We start from the raw sequence: 18,417 nt of genomic DNA on the forward strand, positions 1-18,417 counted from the left end.
TTCCTCAACGACGAGTGATACCCAGCGCCGCGGTTGCGGTGCTGGCGAAGGTCTGGCCAAGGCGCGTGCCGGCCTCGGCGACGGCGCTGACCGCGCGCTCGATGGTCGGTCCACCGGCGATCGCGGCGATCTTGGCCGCGTAGCGCGGATCGGTGGCATAGCCGGCGCGCTGCAGGCCGCGGGCAAAGCCCTGCACGTCGGTGCCGGCCTGCAGGGCCTGCTGGTAACGCGGGCTGGTCTTCAGCAGGCGCACGTAGTCGGCGAAGCTCTCGGCCGGCGAACTGTAGGCGCGGAAGCTGGCAGTCTCGTTGCGGCGTACGCCGTCGACATATTCATGGGTGCCGGCCACGGCGCGCTGGCCGTTCCAGCCGTTGGCCTTGATGCCGAACAGGTTGTGCGAAGTGCTGCCATCGGCGTGCTTGATGTGGCGCTTGCCCAGCCGGTTTCCAGCGCCGCCTGTGCCACCAGGGCGCGCGCATCCACGCCCAGCTCCTTGGCTGCACTCTGCGCGTGCTGCCAGATACTGGCGACGAAGCCTTCCGGGGTGTGCTCGCCCAGTTGGGCGACGGCGGTGCGGGTGGCCATCGCATCGGTTGGGCTGATCGCGGTGCCGCGATTGCTGGCGGTGGCCGACCACTGGTCGCTGCGGGCGGCCCAGTCTTCACCCTGCAGGCTGCCGATGTACGGATCTTCGGTGCCCAGCGAGCGGTGCATGCTGCTGCTCTCACGGCCAGCGATCAGGTCCAGGGCCTGCTCCATCGGCGCGACTGCCGCCTGTGCCCCCTGCTGCGCACCGGCGGCCATCTGCTGCAGCAAACGCACGGCCTGGCTGCCATCTTCCAGTGGCAGCGACGGTGCCGGCCTGGCCGGCGCATTGAGCTGGTAGGCACGGCTGGCCTTGGCCGGGTCCACGCGGGTATCCAGCGCCGGACCCTCGGCGGCCTGGCCGGACAGCTGCCGGCTGATCATGCCCGACAGGCCCAGCCCCTTGCCGCGGGTCATCGCCTCGGCAATCTTCTGGTCGTACATCTCGCGGAACATCTTGTTTTCGCCGGGGAACAGCGAGTCGCCGAAGCTGGCGTCACGCATGCTCTTGACCAGCATCTGCGCGAACTGGCCTTCCAGCTGGCGCGCGACCTTGTCGATCCTGGCCGGATCGTTCTGTTGCGCCGGGTGCAGATCGAATGCGGGATTGATACGCATGTCAGATCACCTCGAGCTCGGCACTCAATGCGCCGGCCTGCTTCAGGGCTTCCAGGATCGCGATGAGATCGCCCGGTGCCGCGCCTACCGCGTTCACCGCGTGCACGATCTCGTCCAGGGTGGTGCCGCCGCTGAACTTGAACATGCGGCTGCCGTCGTTGGTGGCGGTGATGGTCGACTGCGGGCTGGCCACGGTACGCCCGCCGGACAGCGCGTTGGGCTGGCTGACATTGGTGTTTTCCTGGATGGTCACGGTCAGTGAACCGTGCGAGATCGCGGCCGGTCCCACGCGTACCTGCTGGCCGATGACCACGGTGCCGGTACGCGAATTGACCACCACCTTGGCCGGGGCGCTGCCCGGGGTCAGCTCCAGGTTCTCGATGCGCGCCAGCAGGCCGATGCGCGCGCCCGGGTCGGTCGGTGCGGTGACCGCGACGGTCACGCCATCGACCGCACGCGCCGCGCCTTCGCCGAAGGCGTTGTTGAGCGCGGCGACCATGCGCGAGACCGTGGTGAAGTCGTTGTTGTGCAGGTTCAGGGTGATGTCGCCGCCGTTGGCCAGCGGATCGGGCAGGGCGCGTTCAACCGTGGCACCGTTGGGAATGCGGCCGACGCTGGGCACGTTCACCGAGACACGGGAACCATCCTTGCCCTGCGCACCGAAGCCGCCGACGATCAGGTTGCCCTGGGCGATGGCATAGATCTGGCCATCGGCACCGCGCAGCGGTGCCATCAGCAGCGAACCGCCGCGCAGCGAGACCGCGTTGCCGATCGAGGAGACCGTGATGTCGATCGGCTGGCCGGGCTTGGCGAACGGCGGCAGCTCGGCGTGGATGGCGACCGCCGCCACGTTCTTCAGCTGCGGATTGACGTTCGGCGGCACATTGACACCCAGCTCGCCGAGCAGGTTCTTCAGGCTCTGCACGGTGAAGGGGGCCTGGCTGGTGCGGTCGCCGCTGCCGTCCAGGCCGACCACCAGGCCATAACCCACCAGCGCATTGCCGCGCACGCCACCGACCTGGGCCAGGTCCTTGATGCGCTCGGCGCTGGCCGGGGCTGCCACGACCAGCAGCATCAGCGCGACGAACGACGCCATGCGGCGCTGCCAGGAAAAAGAGAGGAAGCGTTTCATGGCCATACTCAGAACGGCGTCAGGCCGGAGTTGAAGAAGCGGCTCAGCCAGCCCATCGCGTTGGACTGCGCGACGGGACCGCGGCCGCCGTAGACGATGCGGGCCTCGGCCACGCGGCTGGACGGAATGGTGTTGTCCTGGCTGATGTCGCCCGGGCGTACGATGCCCTGCACCTGCACCAGTTCATCGCCCTGGTTCAGCCGCAGGTTCTTCTGCCCCTGCACCACCAGGTTGCCGTTGGGCAGGCGCTGCACCACGGTGACGGTGACGCTGCCCTGCAGGCGGTTGCTCTGCGCGCTGTTGCCCTTGCCGGTGAAGTCACGCTTGCCCGCCGCCGATGCGCTGAGGATGTCCTTGCCGCCGAGGGTGACCGGTGCGCCGAGAATGGACGGTGTTCCCAGGCTCAGGTTCGATTCCTTGTTGGTGGCGGTGTTGGCACTGGTCTGCGCGGTGGTGTTTTCCAGCAGCGTGATGGTCAGCAGGTCGCCGACATCGCGTGCGCGCCGGTCCGAATACAGCTGCAGGGTCGGGCCGGCAGCGTAGATCGCACCGGCGGTCGGCTGTGCCTGCGGCGGCATGATCGGCTGGATCGGTGCCATCGTCGGGTAGGGGCGCACGTCGCCCGCGATCACGCAGCCACCGAGCAGGGCGGCCACGGCGCAGGCGAGGGCATTGCGGGCGAAGTTGGAAATGGGCGACATGGCGGTTTCCCGGTTTGGCCGGTCAGAGCTTGTTGTTGAGGTAGCCGAGCATCGAATCGGTGGTGGAGATCGCCTTGGCGTTCATCTCGTAGGCGCGCTGGGTTTCGATCATCGACACCAGCTCTTCCACCACGTTGACGTTGCTGCCTTCGAGCGCGCCCTGCACCACAGTGCCGAGGCCGTTGAGCCCGGGGTTGCCGTTCTGTGCCGGACCAGAAGCGGTGGTCTCCAGGAACAGGTTCTCGCCGCGGGCCTGCAGGCCGGCCGGATTGACGAAGTCGGTCAGGGTCAGCGCACCCACTTCCACCGACGCCGCACCGTCGGCCATCTTCACGCTGATGGTGCCGTCGGTACCGATGGTCACCGACTGCGCGCCTTCGGGAATCTGGATGCCCGGCTGCACCGGGTAGCCGCTGTTGGTGACCAGCTCGCTGTCCTGGTTGATCTTGAACGAGCCGTCACGGGTGTAGGCCGAGCTGCCATCGGGCATCTGAACCTCGAAGAAGCCGCGACCGTTGACCATCACGTCCAGGGCGCGGCCGGTCTGCTGCTGGCCGCCCTGTTCAAAATTCTTGGCGGTGGCAACCACACGCACACCGGTACCCAGCTGCAGGCCGGTGGGCAGCTGCGTCTGCGCCGAGGAGGAGCCGCCGGGCTGGCGCACCTGCTGGTACAGCAGGTCTTCAAAACTGGCACGGTCCTGCTTGAAGCCGGTGGTGTTGGTGTTGGCGAGGTTGTTGGAAACCACCGACATGCGCATCTGCTGCGCATCCAGTCCGGTTTTCGCGATCCACAATGCCTGGTTCATCTTCGGTGTCCTGTCTGGTGAAGCCGGCCGCGTGGTGCGGCCCTTGAATGCGGTTGTGCAAGCGGTGTGCCAGCGCCGGCATCAGCCGGCGCCGGAATTCCGTCAGCTGCCCAGGCGCAGCATGCTGTTGGCGCTGCGCGCGTTTTCGTCGCCGTGCTTGATCACCTGTACCTGCATTTCGTACTGGCGCTGCAGCTGGATCATCTGCACCAGCGCGCCAGCGGCGTCCACGTTGCTGCCTTCCAGCTGGCCGCTGTGCACGGCCGTGCCCTGTGCAGGTGCGAACGGCTGGCGTGGGTCGGTGTTGCGGAACAGACCATCCAGGCCACGCTCCAGGCGCTCATCTGGGGCCTGCACCACTTTGATGCGACCGATCTGCGCCATGGTCTGCGGGCCTTCACCCTGCGGGATGATCGAGATAGTGCCGTCGGCACCGATCTCCATCGCCTGGTAGGGCGGAATGGCGATCGGGTTGTTGTTGTCATCCAGCACCGTGCGGCCGCTGGAGGTCACCAGCTGGCCGTTCGGCGTGACCGACAGCGCCGCGCCGCGTGTGTACGCCTCGCTGCCGTCACTGGACTGCACGGCCAGCCAGGTGCCGGTCTGCAGGGATAGATCCAGCGGCTTGCCGGTGATGTGCTGCGAGCCGGGCGTGCGGTTGAACCCGGCATCGACATGCAGCGCATCCACCCGCGAGGCAAAGCCCGGGCCACGGATCGGGAAGGCTTCGGTGTTGGCCAGCGCTTCCTTGAAGCCGGGAGTATCGGAGTTGGCGAGGTTGTGGCTGAGCGTACCCTGCGCCTGCAGGGAGGCGCGGGCACCGGTCATCGCCACGTAAAGGGCTTTATCCATGCGGGGAGTTCCGTGACAGGGTCAGCGCGTCATCAACGGATGTTGATGACGGTCTGGGTGATCTGGTCCTGGGTGGTGATCATCTGCGCGTTGGCCTGGAAGTTGCGCTGCGCGGTAATCATGTTGACCAGCTGCTCGGTGAGGTCGACGGTGGACGCTTCCAGCGAGCCGGCCTGGATCTTGCCGAGGTTGGAGGTGTCCGGCATGCCGGTGCGCGGCGTGCCCGAGCTGAAGGTGTCCACCCACAGATTGTTGCCCTTCGACTCCAGTCCCTGCGGATTGTTGAAGGTGGTCAGCGCGACCTGACCCAGCGGCTTGTCGGCCCCGTTGGAGTAACGGGCGTAGACCACGCCGGTTTCCGACACGGTGATTTCGTTGAGCTTGCCGGCGGCGTAGCCGTCCTGCTGGGTGTTGCGCAGCGCGAACTTCTCGCCGTACTGGGTCGAGCCGTTGATGTCCAGCGTCATGTTCAGCACGCCAGCACCGGTGGTCGGGGTGAAGGTGCCGAGGCTGACCTTGCCGTCCGCGGGTGCAGTCAGCTTGCCGCTGTTATCGAAGGTGACCGGGGTCGGGTTACCCGCCGGCTGGCCATCCACGTAGTTGCGCACGGTCCACTCGTTCGGGTTGGCACCCTTCACGAAGTACGAGACCTGGATGTGGCTGACGCCCAGCGAGTCGTACACGGTGATGCCGCCGCTGGAGTGGTTGTAGCTGTTCGAATCGGTCGGATCGAAGGTGGTGACCGTCGGCTGCTTGGCGTTGGCCGGCAGGGTGAAGCCGACCTTCACTTCGCTGGTCTGCTTTGGCGGGCTGTCGGTGGTCAGCAGCTGCAGGTCGACCATGCGCCCGGCATCGAAGTTGGTGCCATCGGCATTCGGCGCGAACACCTGCAGGCGCGCGCCCTGTGGGTTGACCACATAGCCGGATGCATCGGTCTGGAAGTTGCCGGCACGCGAGTACACGCGGCTGCCGTTCATGTTCATGGTGAAGAAGCCTTCACCGGAAATGGCCATATCCAGGCTGCGACCGGTCTGTTCGTTGTGGCCCTGCTTGAACTGCTGGGCGACATTGGAGACACGCACACCGGAACCCACCGCATTCTTCGACAGGCCGTAGCCGGTGGCCGAGAACAGATCGGCGAACTCGGCGCGCGATTCCTTGAAGCCGGTGGTATTGACGTTGGCGACGTTGTTGGCAGTGACGCTCAGGTCGGAGTTGGCGGCATTGATGCCGGACAGCGAGACATTGAAGCCCATGGGATGCTCCTGGTAAGTGCGGGGTGTGCGGCTCAGCTGACGCGGAGCACGTAGTCGATCGGGGCCGTGCCCAGGCCCTTGAGGTTCAGGTACAGGCCGTCGGAACCGACGGTCACGCTTTCCACCGGTGCCTGCACGTAGGTAGAAAGCTTGGTGCTCTTGCCGGCGGTGTCGACATGGTTGGCGACGATGGAATACTTGCCGGGCTCCATGCGCTTGCCGTTCGCATCCTTGCCGTCCCACTGGAAGGCGGTTTCGCCGGCCGCCTTGGCTTCAACGCTGAGGGAGGTGACCTTGGCGCCGTTGGCATCGGTGATGTCGACAGTGATGATGCCGGCCGACGGTGCGGCCACCGTGCCTTCGACGCTGCCTTCCTTTTCCAGTACCAGCTTTTCCGATGGCACCAGCACCTGGTGGCCGACCAGCGCAGCACCACGCAGCACCTGGTCGCTGGCCATCGACTCCTGGAAGCCCTTCACCGTCTTGTTCAGATCGGTGATGCCCTGCACGGTGGACATCTGCGCCATCTGCGCGACCATCTGCGTGTTGTCCATCGGCTTCAGCGGATCCTGGTGCTGCAGCTGCTCGGTCATCAGGCGCAGGAAATCGGCCTGGTCCAGCGTGTTCTTCTTCTTGGTGGCGTTGCTGTTCGGAGCGTTCAGGCCCAGCGCGGAATAGACGTCCTGGCTGGTCTGGTTGTTGACGGAAGTGGTCATGGCGGTATCCGGTGCGGCGGGGCTCAGCGGCCCATGGTCAGGGTGGCCAGGGCCAGTTCCTTGGCGGTGGTCAGCATCTCCACACCGGCCTGGTAATTGCGCGAGGTCGAGATCAGGTTGACCATCTGCGCCACCGGATCGACGTCGGGCTGGTAGATGTAGCCATCGCCGTCGGCCAGCGGATGGCCCGGCTCGTAGCGCTTGATCGGTGCCGCATCGCTCTGGGTGATTTCCTTGACCTTCACCGAGGTGATGTTCGGATCGTTCTTGCTGGTTACAGCCTGGAAGATCGGCTCCAGCGGCTTGTACACGGCGTCGGCGGAACCAGCGACGGTGTCGGCGTTGGAAAGGTTGGAGGCGATGGTGCTCATGCGCACCGACTGCGCCTGCAGTGCGGAGCCGGCGATATCGAAGATCGGCAGGTTGCTCATGGCTTATTGCCCCGTGATCGCGGTCAGCATGGAACGCACCTTGCTCTCGACGAAGCTGAGCGAAGCGCGGTATTCGAGTGCGGCGCGGCCATAGGCGGCACGCTCGGCATCGGGATCGACGGTGTTGCCGTCCAGGCTGGGCTGCACGCCTTCGCGCGCGATCTGGAACGGGTTCAGGCCACTACTGATTTCGTAGTGCTGCTCGTTGGTAGTGGTCATCAGGCCGTTGGCATCCTGCCCCTGGGCGTGGCGCAGGGCGGCATCGAAGTCCAGGTCCTGGGCCTTGTAGCCGGGAGTGTCGGCATTGCCGAGGTTGCTGGCGATCAGCTTCATCCGCTGTTCGCGCAACGGCATGGCCTGGGCGTGGACGCCCAGGTAGTCGGTAATCAGGTTGCGCACGGTGCACTCCCATGGGAACGTTGCCCGGGAAGCTGCAAGGGGTGTGCCAAAGTGCGCGCGATCCTGTGGAGCCGAGCCATGCTCGGCTGCCTTTCGTTCAGGCGCCGCACAAGCCGAGCATGGGCTCGGCTCTACAGGAGAGGGCCGTCAGGCCGCCATCGCGACCTTGCGCAGGCGGTCCAGCACGAAGTCGGCCAGCTCGTGCGGCGAGTACTTGGCTACGAAAGCGTTGGCGCCGACGCGCTCGACCATCGCATTGTTGAATACGCCCGACAGCGAGGTATGCAGCAGCACGTACAAGCCGGCCAGGCCCGGGTGCCGCCGGATTTCCGTCGTCAGCGTGTAGCCGTCCATGGCCGGCATCTCGATGTCCGAGATGACCATGGCGTAGCGCTCGGCCGGGTTCTCGCCCGAGGCGTGGATCTGCAGCAGGTGGTCCAACGCCTGCTTGCCATCGGAAAGCAGGGTGGCGCCCACTCCCAGCTGGTCCAGCACGCTGCGGATCTGCTGACGGGCGACGCGTGAATCGTCCACCACCAGCACCTGCAGCTGCGGGCCGTCGGCCGGCATTGCCATGGTCGGGTCCAGCACCGCCTCGCCGCGCACCTGGGCGATATCGGCCAGCACGCTTTCAACGTCGATCACCTGGATCAGCTCGCCCTGGAAGCGGGTGACTGCGGTCAGATAGCTCGATTCGGCGCCCAGTTCCGGCGGCGGGTGGATGTCTTCCACCGCGATGTTGACGATGCGCTCGACGCCGCTGACCAGGAAGCCCTGGATCGAACGGTTGAATTCGGTGACGACCAGATAGCCGGGCGAGGTGTCCGCATCGGGCTCACGCTCGGGGTGGCCGATGGCCAGACCCAGGTCCAGCACCGGCACCGAGCGGCCACGCACGTCGGCCACGCCGGAGAACTGGCTGGGCAGCCCGGGCACCTGGAACAGCTCCGGGCGCCGCAGGACTTCCTGCACCTTGAAGACATTGACGCCAAAAAGCTGACGTCCGCCGAGACGGAACAGCAGCAGCGCCAGGCGATTGTGGCCGGCCAGACGGGTCCGCTGGTCGATCCGGTTGAGCAGGTCATGGGACATGGCTGCTGTATCGGCGGGGTAGGCGCCGAACTTGAGGGCGCTCAGCCGCCCGCGCGCTCCACACCGCCTTTATGGCGCCACGCCATGCGGACCCTGCCTCTGTTGAGTCGAGCTTGCTCGACTGGCCATGAAAGCAGTCGAGCAAGCTCGACTCTACACAAGCCCCTCTGGCACACCTCTTGCACGCACCTGGGCCAGATCCCTTCGACAGGAGGCGCCATGCGCCGGGTCACATCCATATTCGCCATCGCGTTGTCGCTGGCCTCGCCATGGGCGACCGCCTCCGACTGGCAGCCGGTGGCCAGCATCCGTACTGCGGCGCTGTCGACGCTGCCGGCCGGCAGCGAGGGCGAGGCCCAGGTGGCCGATGCGCTGCGCCTGCCGAAGTGTGGGGGCGCACTGCAGGTGCAGCCCACTGCCAACACCACGGTTGAGGTCAGCTGCCCCGATGCCGGTGGTTGGCGCCTGTTCGTGCCCGTAAAGGTGCGACGCAACCAGACCGTGCTGGTGCTCAACCGTGGAATCGGCACTGGAGAAACCCTCACCGCCGCCGATATCACCACTGCCCAACGTGATGCCGCCCGGATTGCCGGTGCGGTGCTGGCCGACCCCAATGCAGCGATCGGTCGCATCGCCCGCCGTCCGTTGCAGGCCGGAGCCCTGCTGTCGAACAACGATCTGGTGGTGCAGCGTCTCATCAAGCGAGGAGACAATGTGGCCCTGGTCTCGCGTCGCGGCTCGGTCGAGGTCCGTATTGCCGGCCGCGCGATGGGTGATGCCGGTGAGAACGAGCGGGTCTCGGTGGAGAATCTGTCCTCGCGGCGGATCGTGCAGGGCACGGTCGATGCCGCAGGTGACGTAATCGTGGCGCGTTGAATTACCGCAAAATATCCCTAAAGATCACGGCCCTGCGGCCGTTATCCCTTGTGAACGGCAACTCCAGGACACCCCATGAGCCAGAAAATCGACGGCAACCTGCAGGTCCCCCAGGCACTGCGCAGCGTGACGACCCCGGCCAACAAGCCCGGCGTCAGCACCGATGCGCCGACCCGCCCGGTCGAGGCGGCTGACAGCCTGCGCCTGACTGGCGAGGCCACCAATCTGCAGGCCATCGAGCGTGAGCTGACCACCGCCCCGGCGATCGACGCCCAGCGCGTGGCCGCCGTGCGCGAATCGCTGCAGAACGGCACCTACAAGATCAATCCGGACGCGATCGCATCGCGCATGCTCGAGCTGGACCAGCAGCTGCACGGATGACTGCGGCGATGAGCGAGCCGCTGCAGCGCCTTGCCCAGGCCCTGGACGTTGAACGCCAGGCCCTGGTCGAGCACGACGTGCACGCCCTGATCCGGGCCACCGGGGCCAAGCTGGAAGCGCTGCGTGCGCTGGAAGGCGCGCCGCCGGTGGGCGAGGGCGAACAGCTGCAGGAACTGGCCGAGCGCAACCGCGCCAACGGCGTGCTGCTGTCGCGCCGCCGCCGCGAGGTCAACTGGGCGCTGCGCCAGCTCGGCCGCACTGAAGATGCCTCGGCCTACGATGCCAAGGGCCAGGCGCACACTGTCACTGCGCGCCGTCCACTCGCCGTCGCCTGACGCGACGGCGGTCGCACAACTCCATCACACGGGCTGAAGCCCGCTGCGTGACCGCGTATATTGGGCGCCTGTTCGAATGCCCCGAGTCGCCGTGTCCGCTGCCAACGCCCTGGTTACCGCCCCCCTTCCGCCGCAGCCGGTGCTGCAGGCGCTGCTTGAGCGCCTGCGCGAAGGCCTGCTGCTGTTCACCGAAGACGGGCAGGTGGCCCTGGCCAATCCGGCCGCGCAGAACCTGCTGGCCAGTGGTGAGGGCGGCGGTCTGCCACCGCCGCAGCGTCTGCGCGAGCTGTTGCCGCCCGATGCGTTGGAACAGGCGCGCCAGCACGGCCACTGGAATGGCAGCCTGCCGCTGGGCGAGGGCGTGGTCATCGCGCACCTCTACCACCACGGCCCGGTCGGCCAGGAGCACTTCCTGGCCCTGTTCCGACATATCGAAGGGCAGGAAGACTACGAACGCGAACTGCAGCAGCGCCATGCCGAGCTGCGCCAGGCCTACCTGCGCCTGAACGGTACCCAGGAAAAGCTGCTGCAGTCGGAGAAGATGGCCTCGATCGGACAGCTTGCTGCCGGCGTCGCGCACGAGATCAACAATCCGATCGGCTACGTGCACTCCAACCTGGGCAGCCTGCAGGAGTACCTGCGCAGCCTGTTCACCGTCATCGAGGCTTACGAACGTGCGCTGCGCGCGCCGGATCCGAAGGCGCTGATCCCGGAAATCGACGACATTCGTGATCGCCTGGACATCGATTTCATCAGCCGCGACCTGCCGCAGCTGATGGCCGAGTCGCGCGAAGGCATCGAGCGTGTCACCCGCATCGTGCGCGACCTGAAGGACTTCTCGTATTCCGGCCGCGACGAGTCATGGAAGCTGGTGGACCTGCATTCCGGCCTGGAATCGACCATCAACATCATCTGGAATGAACTCAAGTACAAAGTGCACCTGGTGCGCGAGTTCGGCCAGTTGCCGTTGGTGGAATGCCTGCCGTCGGAGTTGAACCAGGTCTACATGAACCTGCTGCTCAACGCGGGTCATGCCATTGCCGAGCGCGGCACCATCACGGTGCGTACCGGCGTTGATGGCGATCACGTGTGGGTCGAGTTCGAAGACACCGGCGGCGGCATCTCGCCGGAACTGCGCCAGCGCATCTTCGATCCGTTCTTCACCACCAAGCCGGTGGGTAGTGGCACCGGCCTGGGCCTGTCGATCTCCTACAGCATCATCAACAAGCACCATGGCCGCATCGACCTGGACAGCACCCCGGGCGTAGGCTCGCGCTTCCGCGTGGTGCTGCCGGTGAAGCAGCCGCGCTGACTGCTTCTGGTAGTGCCGGCCGCTGGCCGGCAACCTCATTGAACCTGACATCCAGAGCAGCCGGCCAGCGGCCGGCTCTACCAGAGGGGACCGTTACCGCAACGGGCGATCCTCACCGCCGTCTCCGCTCTCCACCGGTGCGGGACCGGCGTTGCTGCGGCGCTGTTCCTCGTAGGTGCGGAACGCCTGGTGGATGTGCTTGCGCAGTTCGTCATCGTTCCACGGCTTGGTCAGGAAGCGGTAGATCGCGCCGCGGTTGATCGCATCGGTCACCGTGTTCAGATCGGTGTAGCCGGACAGCACCAGGCGGATCGTATCCGGGTACAGCATCTTCACCCGGCCCAGGAACTCGGTGCCGCTCATGTCGCTCATGCGCTGGTCGGACAGGATCACCTGCACGTCGTTGATGGCCAGCAGGTCGAACGCATCGCGCACGTTGCCGGCCGCCAGGATGCGGTAGCCGTCACGGCGGAACAGGCGCACCAGCGAACGCAGCACGTTCTCTTCGTCGTCCAGCAACAGCAGCGTGCGATCCGGGCGGGTCTCGGCGAAGGCCTCCGGGCGCAGGTAGCGGCGGCGCAGGGTCATGCCGGCGGCATCGGCGGACATCGGTTCGCCGAACAGGTAGCCCTGGAATACATCACAATCGTTGCGACGCAGGAAGCCCAACTGCGCCTGCGACTCCACGCCGTTGGCGATCACCGTCATGCCCAGCTGGTGGCCCATGGCGATGATCGCGCGGGCGATGGCCGCCTCACGGTTGCCGGCCGGTGCGCTCTTGATGAAGCTGCGATCGATCTTCAGCTTGTCCACCGGATAGCGCACCAGCGCACTCAGGCTTGAGTCGCCGGTACCGAAATTGTCCAGGCTCAGGCTGATGCCTTCGTTGCGCAGGTTGGCCAGCGTCTCGTGCACGAAGTTGACGTTGTTGGTCAGCGCGCTTTCGTTGATCTCCAGCGTCAGCATCTGCGCCGGCACGCCGGCCGCCTGGATCAGGCCCATGACCTCGGCGAAGAAGTTGGGCCGCAGCAACTGCAGGGTGGAGACATTCACGGCGATGGTGAAGTCGTCGAAGCCTTGGTCGCGCCACAGGCGGGCCTGCTTCAGTGCGCCTTCCAGCACCCAGGTGCCGATCTGCACGATGATGCCCAGCCGCTCGGCGGTGCGCATGAAGCGCTCCGGTACCAGCATGCCCAGCGTCGGCGACTGCCAGCGCAACAGCGCTTCCATGCCGACCACGTGGCCATCACGAGCGCTGACCAGCGGCTGGTAGCGCAGTTTCAATTCGCCATTGGGAATGGCGTCGACGATCTGCCGCGCGATGATGCTCTCGCTGTGCGCGCTTGGCGGAGTATCCACCGCGTGGATGCGCACCGCGTTGCCGCCTTCGCGCGCGGCCTGGTACAGCGCGTCTTCGGCGTGGTCGAGCAGGCGTGACGTGCCGCTGGCATGCTCCGGGCACAGGCTCACGCCCAGTTTGCCGGTCATGAACAACGTGTACGGCAGCACCGACAGCGGCAGTTCCATCTGCTGGCGGATCTCTTCGGCGAAGTCTTCCGGCAGCGGCACGTCGGCAGTGCGGGGCACCGCGATCAGGAATTCGTCACTCCCATGGCGCCACAGCTTGCCGCGCCCGCGCAGATAGGACTGCAGCCGTTGAGCCACCAGGACCAGCGCCTGGTCTCCCACCTCGGCACTCATGTTCTCGTTGACCGAGGCGAAGTGGTCGATGTCCACATGCATCAGCATCAGTGCGGTGCCGCCCGAGGCCGCTTCGGCGACCATCGCCTGCAGCTCGGGGTTGCCGGCGCCGAGGCGGTCGGGCGCATCATCGATGCTGACCGGGGGCAGGTTGGGATTCCACATAGGCTCAGTATTCCGGTGACTCGACGGCAGCCATGCTGGCCGCCTGGTAAGGGAGATGAACGTCGATCAGGGTGCCTTCGCCGTGCGCGGATTCGATCCGCACGTGGCCGCCGACGCTCTGCGCACGTTCGCGCATCACGATCAGGCCCAGGCCTCGTGGCCCGTCCGGGTCGAAGCCCTCGCCATCATCACGGATCTGCAGGTGCAGTCCGCGCTGGCCGACATCGCGCAGCTGCAGCAGGACCTGGCTGGCGCGGGCGTGGCGCAGGGCATTGGTCAGGCTCTCCTGCGCGATACGGAAGCAGGCCTGCTCGATGCTGTTGTCAGGACGGTGCGGCAGGGGCTCGATCTCGGCCAGCAGTTCCACCGGCGAGGAACGGAACAGCACCCGTGCCTGCCAGCTCAGGGCTGCTTCCAGGCCCAGCGCGTCCAGCTGCGGCGGGCGCAGCAGGGTGGAGATGTCGCGCAGTTTGGCCACGGTGGTGTCGGCCAGGCTGACGATCTGTGCCAGATCCTCGGCGCGGCGCTGCGGATCATGCTCGTCCTGCGCAGCATGGGCGGACAGCTTGATCGCCGTGATGGCCTGGCCGATGTCGTCGTGCAGGTCGCGCGATATCGCGCGGCGTTCGTCCTCCTGCAGCGAGAACAGGCGGCCGGCCATCGCCTGCAGTTCACGGTTGCTGGTTTCCAGTGCGCTGCGGGTGCGCTCGGCATCGCTCAGGTCGCGCACGATCAGCAGCTTGCAGTCGCGTCCGCCATAACGCACTTCACCCACTGCCAGGCCGGCATGGAAGCTGCGGCCGTCAGCGCGCTGCATTGCCACCACGCTGCTGTGACCGGGCCCCAGGTGGGGCTGGCCTGCCCGCAGCTGGCTGCGCACGCGGGCCAGATCGGCGCTGTCCACCAGTGCCGACAGGGGCTCGCCGAGCAGGGTGTGGCTGCCATAGCCGAACAGGCTGGCGGCCCAGGCGTTGGCGTACAGCACGTGTTCGTCGGAGAGGATCACCACACCGTCGGGCAGTACCCGAACCAGTTCGCGGAACTGTTCCTCGCGTTCGCGCAGCAGGCGCCGCGACTGCTCGCGCTCTGTCACGTCCTGCAGCGTGCCCAGCACGCGCTTGCGGCCGGCCTCGTCGATGCCGCTGGCAGCACGCAGATGCACCATCAATGCGCGTCCATCCATCGACAGCAGTGGCAGCAGCACGTCCACCTGGACCGGCTCGCCGGAGCAGAGCTCGGCCAACAGCTGTTCGGTCTGGGTCGCGGTGGCAGGGTCGGCCGGCACCAGCAGTTCGTCGAAGCGATGCCAGCGCCGGGCCTCGGGCGGGCGGCGGCCGAGCAGGCGGTAGACCTGGTTCGAGTAGCGGCCGAGCCCGGTGGAGGGGTCCAGCTCCCAGGCGCCGATGCGGGCCAGCTCGTGGGCTTCCTCCACCCGGGCCAGCGCCTGGTCGCGGCGCAGCTGGGCCAGATCCTCGGCGGTGCGGTCGATGGCAATCAACAAGCGGGCGTTGTGGCCGTCATAGCTGATGGCATTGGAGCGCAGTTCCATCTGCCGCAGCGAGCCATCACGCAGCTGCAGCGGGGTACGCAGGATGCACAGTTCTTCCGGCGCCTCGCGGATCGCCTCCAGCTTGGTCTGCAGCGCATGGTCCTGGCCTGGCGGCCACAGCGCGTCGATGGTCTGTTCCAGCAGTTCGTCACGGTCCCAGCCGAAGGCGGTACAGGCCGCCGGGTTCGCGTCGAGGATCGCGAGCGTGTCCAGGTCGTAGACCAGGATCGGGCCAGGATTGCCCTCGAACATCTGCCGCAGGCGCAGTTCTGAGGTTTGCTGACGAGCATGGGTATGCAGCACATGCTCGGCCAGTGGACGCAGCAGCAGGTAGAGCAGGCCGGCGCTGGCCACAGCGAAGAACGAACCCTTCAGGCTCTGCCACAACGCGGCCTGCTGCGGGTCGGGCACCAGCGCCCGTATGGCGCCGTCGGTTGCGATCATCCAGGCCAGTGCCATCGCCAGGTAGCTCAGCACCACCCGGCGCCGGTCGCGGCTCAGCGCCTGCGCCATCCGCGGGTCGGGAACTGGGGCGTTGCCGGTCGGTTCTGCGGGCATGGACAGGGCGGAAGAAAGGGGCGCCGGCCATCTTACCGCGCGGGTGTGCCCTGACCACTCAATTATCCGCCGCAGGCGCCGTTAACCACTGCGTGCCCCGCTGACGGGCGTGTCATCCGGAGCAAGATCGCGTGGACCAAGGGATCATCGCCAGCCTGCTGCAGCACCCGCTTGCGTCTGCGCTGGTCATCGTCGACCGCACGGGCCGCCCGCTGGCGGCCAATCCGGCTGCGCGCGAGCATGGCCTGCCGGCTACCGTGGCCGCGTACGCGCCGATGCTGGAAGATCTACGCCTGATGGCCGCCGACGGCGGCATCGTGGCCTGCACGCTGCCGGGCGGCCCGCACGGGCACTACGATGGTCACCTGCGTGCCGTGCACGATGGCGCGGGCAATCTGCTGGCCTTTACGCTGAGCATTCCCGAACCGGTGCCGCTCGGCGGCGGCGGGCGCTGGGAGCTGGCGCTGGACAGTGCCGGCCACAGCCTCTGGGACTGGGACATTCCCAGCGACCGTGTGCTGCGCACCCCGGCACTGGGTGATGAAACCGCCCCCGGGATTCTGGCCCGCGTGCACAGCGAGGACATCGCCCAGGCGCGGCTTGCACTGGACGAGCATCTGCGTGGCCTGAGCGAGCAGTACAGCGCACAGTTCCGTTTCCGCCAGGCCGATGGCCAATGGCGTTGGGTACTGGACCGCGGTCGCGTCGTCGCCCGCACCGCCGATGGCCAGCCGCTGCGCATGGTCGGCACGCATACCGATATCGAACAGCAGAAGCAGCTGGAAGGGCTGCTTCAGGAACAGCAGCTGCATCTGAGCGAGGCTCAGCGCATCGCCAGCATGGGCAGCTGGTCGTTCGACCCCAACAGCGGTCAATTCTGGTGGTCGCCGGAGCTGCGCTCGATGCTGGCGCTGGAGCAGGGCAGTGCACCCGGCCAGCGACGCTGGTTGAAGCAGCTGCACCCGCGATCGCGGGGAGCGTTGCGCGCAGCATGGCGGCGCCTGTGGCGCGATGGCCGGGCCGCCAACATCGAACTGGAACTGACCCGGGGCAATGAACCGTCGCAGCATCTGCGCCTGTGGATGCAGCCGCTGCTGGACATGGATGGCCAGCCCAAGCGCCTGCTCGGCCAGGTGCAGAACATCACCGAGCAGCACCAGACCGATGCACTGATCCGCTGGCGCACCGAACTGCTGAACCGGGTTTCCGCGCTGGGCCGCATCGGCGGCTGCGAGATCGAAGTGCAGACCCGAAGCATGCAATGGACCGAGGAGTGCTACCGCATCCATGGCCTGCGCAAGGAGCCGATCACCCTCGACCAGGCGCTGGCGCTGTACACCGAGGACTCACGCAACGCCTTCGAAGCGGCGCTCGCCCGTATCGCCAATGGCGGCCTGCCGGAGCAGCTGGACCTGTGCTTCTACCGCCAGTCCGGCCTGCGCGTCTGGGTGCAGGTGCTGATCGAGCTGGACCGCCGTGACGGCCTGCCGCCGCGCTTCGTTGTCCTGTTCCGTGACATTACCCGCGAGCGCGAGGCCAATGAGCGCATCGAGCTGCTGGCGCACTACGATCTGCTCACCGGCCTGCCCAATCGCGTGCTGCTCGGCGAGCAGACCGCCGAGGCCATCGAGGAAGCGCGCGACCGTGGCACCTCGCTGGCGATGCTGTTCATCGACCTGGATGGCTTCAAGACCATCAACGACAGCTTCGGTCATGCCACCGGTGATGCGCTGCTGAAGGCCGCGGCCACGCGCCTGCACCAGAACCTGCGCAACAACGACCTGTTTGGTCGCTTCAGTGGCGACGAATTCATCGTGGTGTTGCGCGACCTGGCCGAGCCGGAAGACGCCGGCCACGTCGCGCGCAAGTTGATTGCTTCGCTGGCCGAGCCGCTGCGCCGTGGCGAAACCACGTTGAAGGTCGGCGCCAGCGTCGGCATCGCCATGCTCGGTGAGGCTCAGACTGATTTTGATTCGCTGCTGCGCGCGGCCGATGCCGCGATGTATGCGGCCAAGGAAGCGGGGCGCAACACCTACCAGTACTACAGCCAGGACGCGTTGGCCCGCATCCAGCGCCGGCTCGAGCTCGAACATGCGCTGCACGGCGCCATCGAGCGCGACGAGTTCAGTCTGGCCTACCAGCCGCTGCTGGACGCCCATCACGGCGAGCCGCCGGCGATCGAGGCACTGCTGCGCTGGCACCGCCCCGGCATTGGCTACTGCAGCCCGGCCGAGTTCATTCCGATTGCCGAAAAGTGCGGTGAGATCGTTCGGATCGGTGACTGGGTGTTGAACGAAGCCTGCCGTCAGGCGATGGCCTGGGACCGGGCTGGGCTGCGTTTCGACCGCATCGCGGTCAATGTATCCGCGGTGCAGTTGCGTGACCGCGGCTTTGCCGAACGTGTGATCGAGATCTGCCATGCCCACGGCTGGCCGCCGCAACGGCTGGAGTTGGAGCTGACTGAGTCCGCGCTGATCCGTGACACCGACATCCTGCGCCATTGCTTCGATGTGCTGGAACGGCACGGCGTGCCGCTGGCGGTGGATGACTTCGGTACCGGCTTCTCCAACCTCAATTATCTCAACCGCTTCCCGGTCGGTCGCCTGAAGATCGACCGCAGTTTCGTGCAGGGCATGCTGCACGATTCGGGCACGGCCGAAGTAACCCAGGCCATCGTGCACCTGGGCCACGCGCTGGGCATGAAGGTGGTGGCCGAGGGCGTGGAAACGCACCAGGAAGAAGACATGCTGCGCCGCCAGGGCTGCGACGAGATCCAGGGCTATCTGTACTCGCGTCCGCTCAGCCCGCGTGACCTGGCGCAGTGGCTGCGCCAGCAGCACCCGGCCCCGATGCGCACCGACGCCAGCGGCGAAGCAGTGCTGGTGCGCTGACAGCCAGACTCTGGTGGGGGCCGGCACTTCGCGATCATCCACGCATGGCGTGGATCTAC

Annotated in this window: 16 protein-coding genes and 1 pseudogene; 5 read left to right on the top strand and 12 right to left on the bottom strand. The window is 66.6% G+C overall.

Annotated elements, in window-relative coordinates; all coding sequences use genetic code 11:
* Window positions 1-4 precede the first annotated feature (4 nt).
* From FQS62_RS10635 to FQS62_RS10680, 10 genes and pseudogenes are all read right to left on the bottom strand, one after another.
* Window positions 5-1,203: pseudogene (locus FQS62_RS10635) on the bottom strand (flagellar assembly peptidoglycan hydrolase FlgJ).
* 1 nt (window position 1,204) lies between these two features.
* Entirely contained in the window at window positions 1,205-2,341 is a 1,137-nt protein-coding gene (locus tag FQS62_RS10640) for a flagellar basal body P-ring protein FlgI (RefSeq protein WP_088479350.1), read from the bottom strand.
* Between the two features lie 2 nt (window positions 2,342-2,343).
* Window positions 2,344-3,036: a flagellar basal body L-ring protein FlgH gene (gene flgH / locus FQS62_RS10645; protein WP_208043536.1), complete on the bottom strand. Its 693-nt coding sequence runs from the start codon at window positions 3,034-3,036 to the stop codon at window positions 2,344-2,346.
* Between the two features lie 22 nt (window positions 3,037-3,058).
* Entirely contained in the window at window positions 3,059-3,844 is a 786-nt protein-coding gene (gene flgG / locus FQS62_RS10650) for a flagellar basal-body rod protein FlgG (protein ID WP_005409571.1), read from the bottom strand.
* A 102-nt stretch (window positions 3,845-3,946) separates the two neighbouring features.
* The gene (locus FQS62_RS10655) at window positions 3,947-4,696 is read right to left on the bottom strand and encodes a flagellar basal-body rod protein FlgF (protein ID WP_049446343.1); all 750 of its coding nucleotides are present in this window, start codon (window positions 4,694-4,696) and stop codon (window positions 3,947-3,949) included.
* Window positions 4,697-4,728: 32 nt separating this feature from the next.
* Window positions 4,729-5,952, bottom strand: coding sequence for a flagellar hook protein FlgE (gene flgE, locus FQS62_RS10660; RefSeq protein WP_049446345.1), 1,224 nt, complete (start codon window positions 5,950-5,952; stop codon window positions 4,729-4,731).
* Window positions 5,953-5,984: 32 nt separating this feature from the next.
* Window positions 5,985-6,668 (bottom strand): flagellar hook assembly protein FlgD, encoded by a 684-nt coding sequence (locus FQS62_RS10665; protein ID WP_049446347.1) that lies wholly within the window; start codon window positions 6,666-6,668, stop codon window positions 5,985-5,987.
* Window positions 6,669-6,691: 23 nt separating this feature from the next.
* Window positions 6,692-7,099, bottom strand: a complete 408-nt coding sequence (gene flgC / locus FQS62_RS10670) for a flagellar basal body rod protein FlgC (protein WP_005409575.1) — start codon at window positions 7,097-7,099, stop codon at window positions 6,692-6,694.
* A gap of 3 nt (window positions 7,100-7,102) precedes the next feature.
* Window positions 7,103-7,498 (bottom strand): flagellar basal body rod protein FlgB, encoded by a 396-nt coding sequence (flgB, locus tag FQS62_RS10675; RefSeq protein WP_006366156.1) that lies wholly within the window; start codon window positions 7,496-7,498, stop codon window positions 7,103-7,105.
* A gap of 147 nt (window positions 7,499-7,645) precedes the next feature.
* On the bottom strand, window positions 7,646-8,590 hold the full coding sequence (locus tag FQS62_RS10680) for a chemotaxis protein (RefSeq protein ID WP_010485887.1): 945 nt from the start codon (window positions 8,588-8,590) through the stop codon (window positions 7,646-7,648).
* A 219-nt stretch (window positions 8,591-8,809) separates the two neighbouring features.
* Here FQS62_RS10680 and flgA point away from each other — a divergent pair, with 219 nt between their 5' ends.
* The 4 genes from flgA to FQS62_RS10700 all read left to right on the top strand — a co-directional run bounded on the left by flgA (window position 8,810) and on the right by FQS62_RS10700 (window position 11,494).
* Entirely contained in the window at window positions 8,810-9,466 is a 657-nt protein-coding gene (gene flgA / locus FQS62_RS10685; RefSeq protein WP_049446349.1) for a flagellar basal body P-ring formation chaperone FlgA, read from the top strand.
* A gap of 75 nt (window positions 9,467-9,541) precedes the next feature.
* A complete protein-coding gene (gene flgM / locus FQS62_RS10690) occupies window positions 9,542-9,847 on the top strand; it encodes a flagellar biosynthesis anti-sigma factor FlgM (protein ID WP_049446352.1) in 306 nt (101 codons plus the stop codon).
* Window positions 9,844-10,182: a flagella protein gene (locus FQS62_RS10695; RefSeq protein ID WP_010485882.1), complete on the top strand. Its 339-nt coding sequence runs from the start codon at window positions 9,844-9,846 to the stop codon at window positions 10,180-10,182. The genes flgM and FQS62_RS10695 overlap by 4 nt, the downstream gene beginning before the upstream one ends.
* Before the next feature lie 91 nt (window positions 10,183-10,273).
* The gene (locus FQS62_RS10700; RefSeq protein ID WP_208044071.1) at window positions 10,274-11,494 is read left to right on the top strand and encodes an ATP-binding protein; all 1,221 of its coding nucleotides are present in this window, start codon (window positions 10,274-10,276) and stop codon (window positions 11,492-11,494) included.
* Between the two features lie 93 nt (window positions 11,495-11,587).
* On the opposite strand, the gene FQS62_RS10705 is transcribed toward FQS62_RS10700, so the two are convergent.
* Together FQS62_RS10705 and FQS62_RS10710 are read right to left on the bottom strand one after the other, a co-directional pair.
* Window positions 11,588-13,360 (bottom strand): EAL domain-containing protein, encoded by a 1,773-nt coding sequence (locus tag FQS62_RS10705; RefSeq protein WP_049446355.1) that lies wholly within the window; start codon window positions 13,358-13,360, stop codon window positions 11,588-11,590.
* Between the two features lie 4 nt (window positions 13,361-13,364).
* The gene (locus FQS62_RS10710) at window positions 13,365-15,467 is read right to left on the bottom strand and encodes a sensor histidine kinase (RefSeq protein ID WP_057501113.1); all 2,103 of its coding nucleotides are present in this window, start codon (window positions 15,465-15,467) and stop codon (window positions 13,365-13,367) included.
* 131 nt (window positions 15,468-15,598) lie between these two features.
* On the opposite strand from FQS62_RS10710, the gene FQS62_RS10715 reads away from it, so the two are divergent.
* Window positions 15,599-18,358 (top strand): bifunctional diguanylate cyclase/phosphodiesterase, encoded by a 2,760-nt coding sequence (locus FQS62_RS10715; protein ID WP_208044072.1) that lies wholly within the window; start codon window positions 15,599-15,601, stop codon window positions 18,356-18,358.
* Window positions 18,359-18,417 lie beyond the last annotated feature (59 nt).

Source organism: Stenotrophomonas sp. SBJS02 (assembly GCF_020428325.2).
Classification (GTDB): domain Bacteria; phylum Pseudomonadota; class Gammaproteobacteria; order Xanthomonadales; family Xanthomonadaceae; genus Stenotrophomonas; species Stenotrophomonas africana.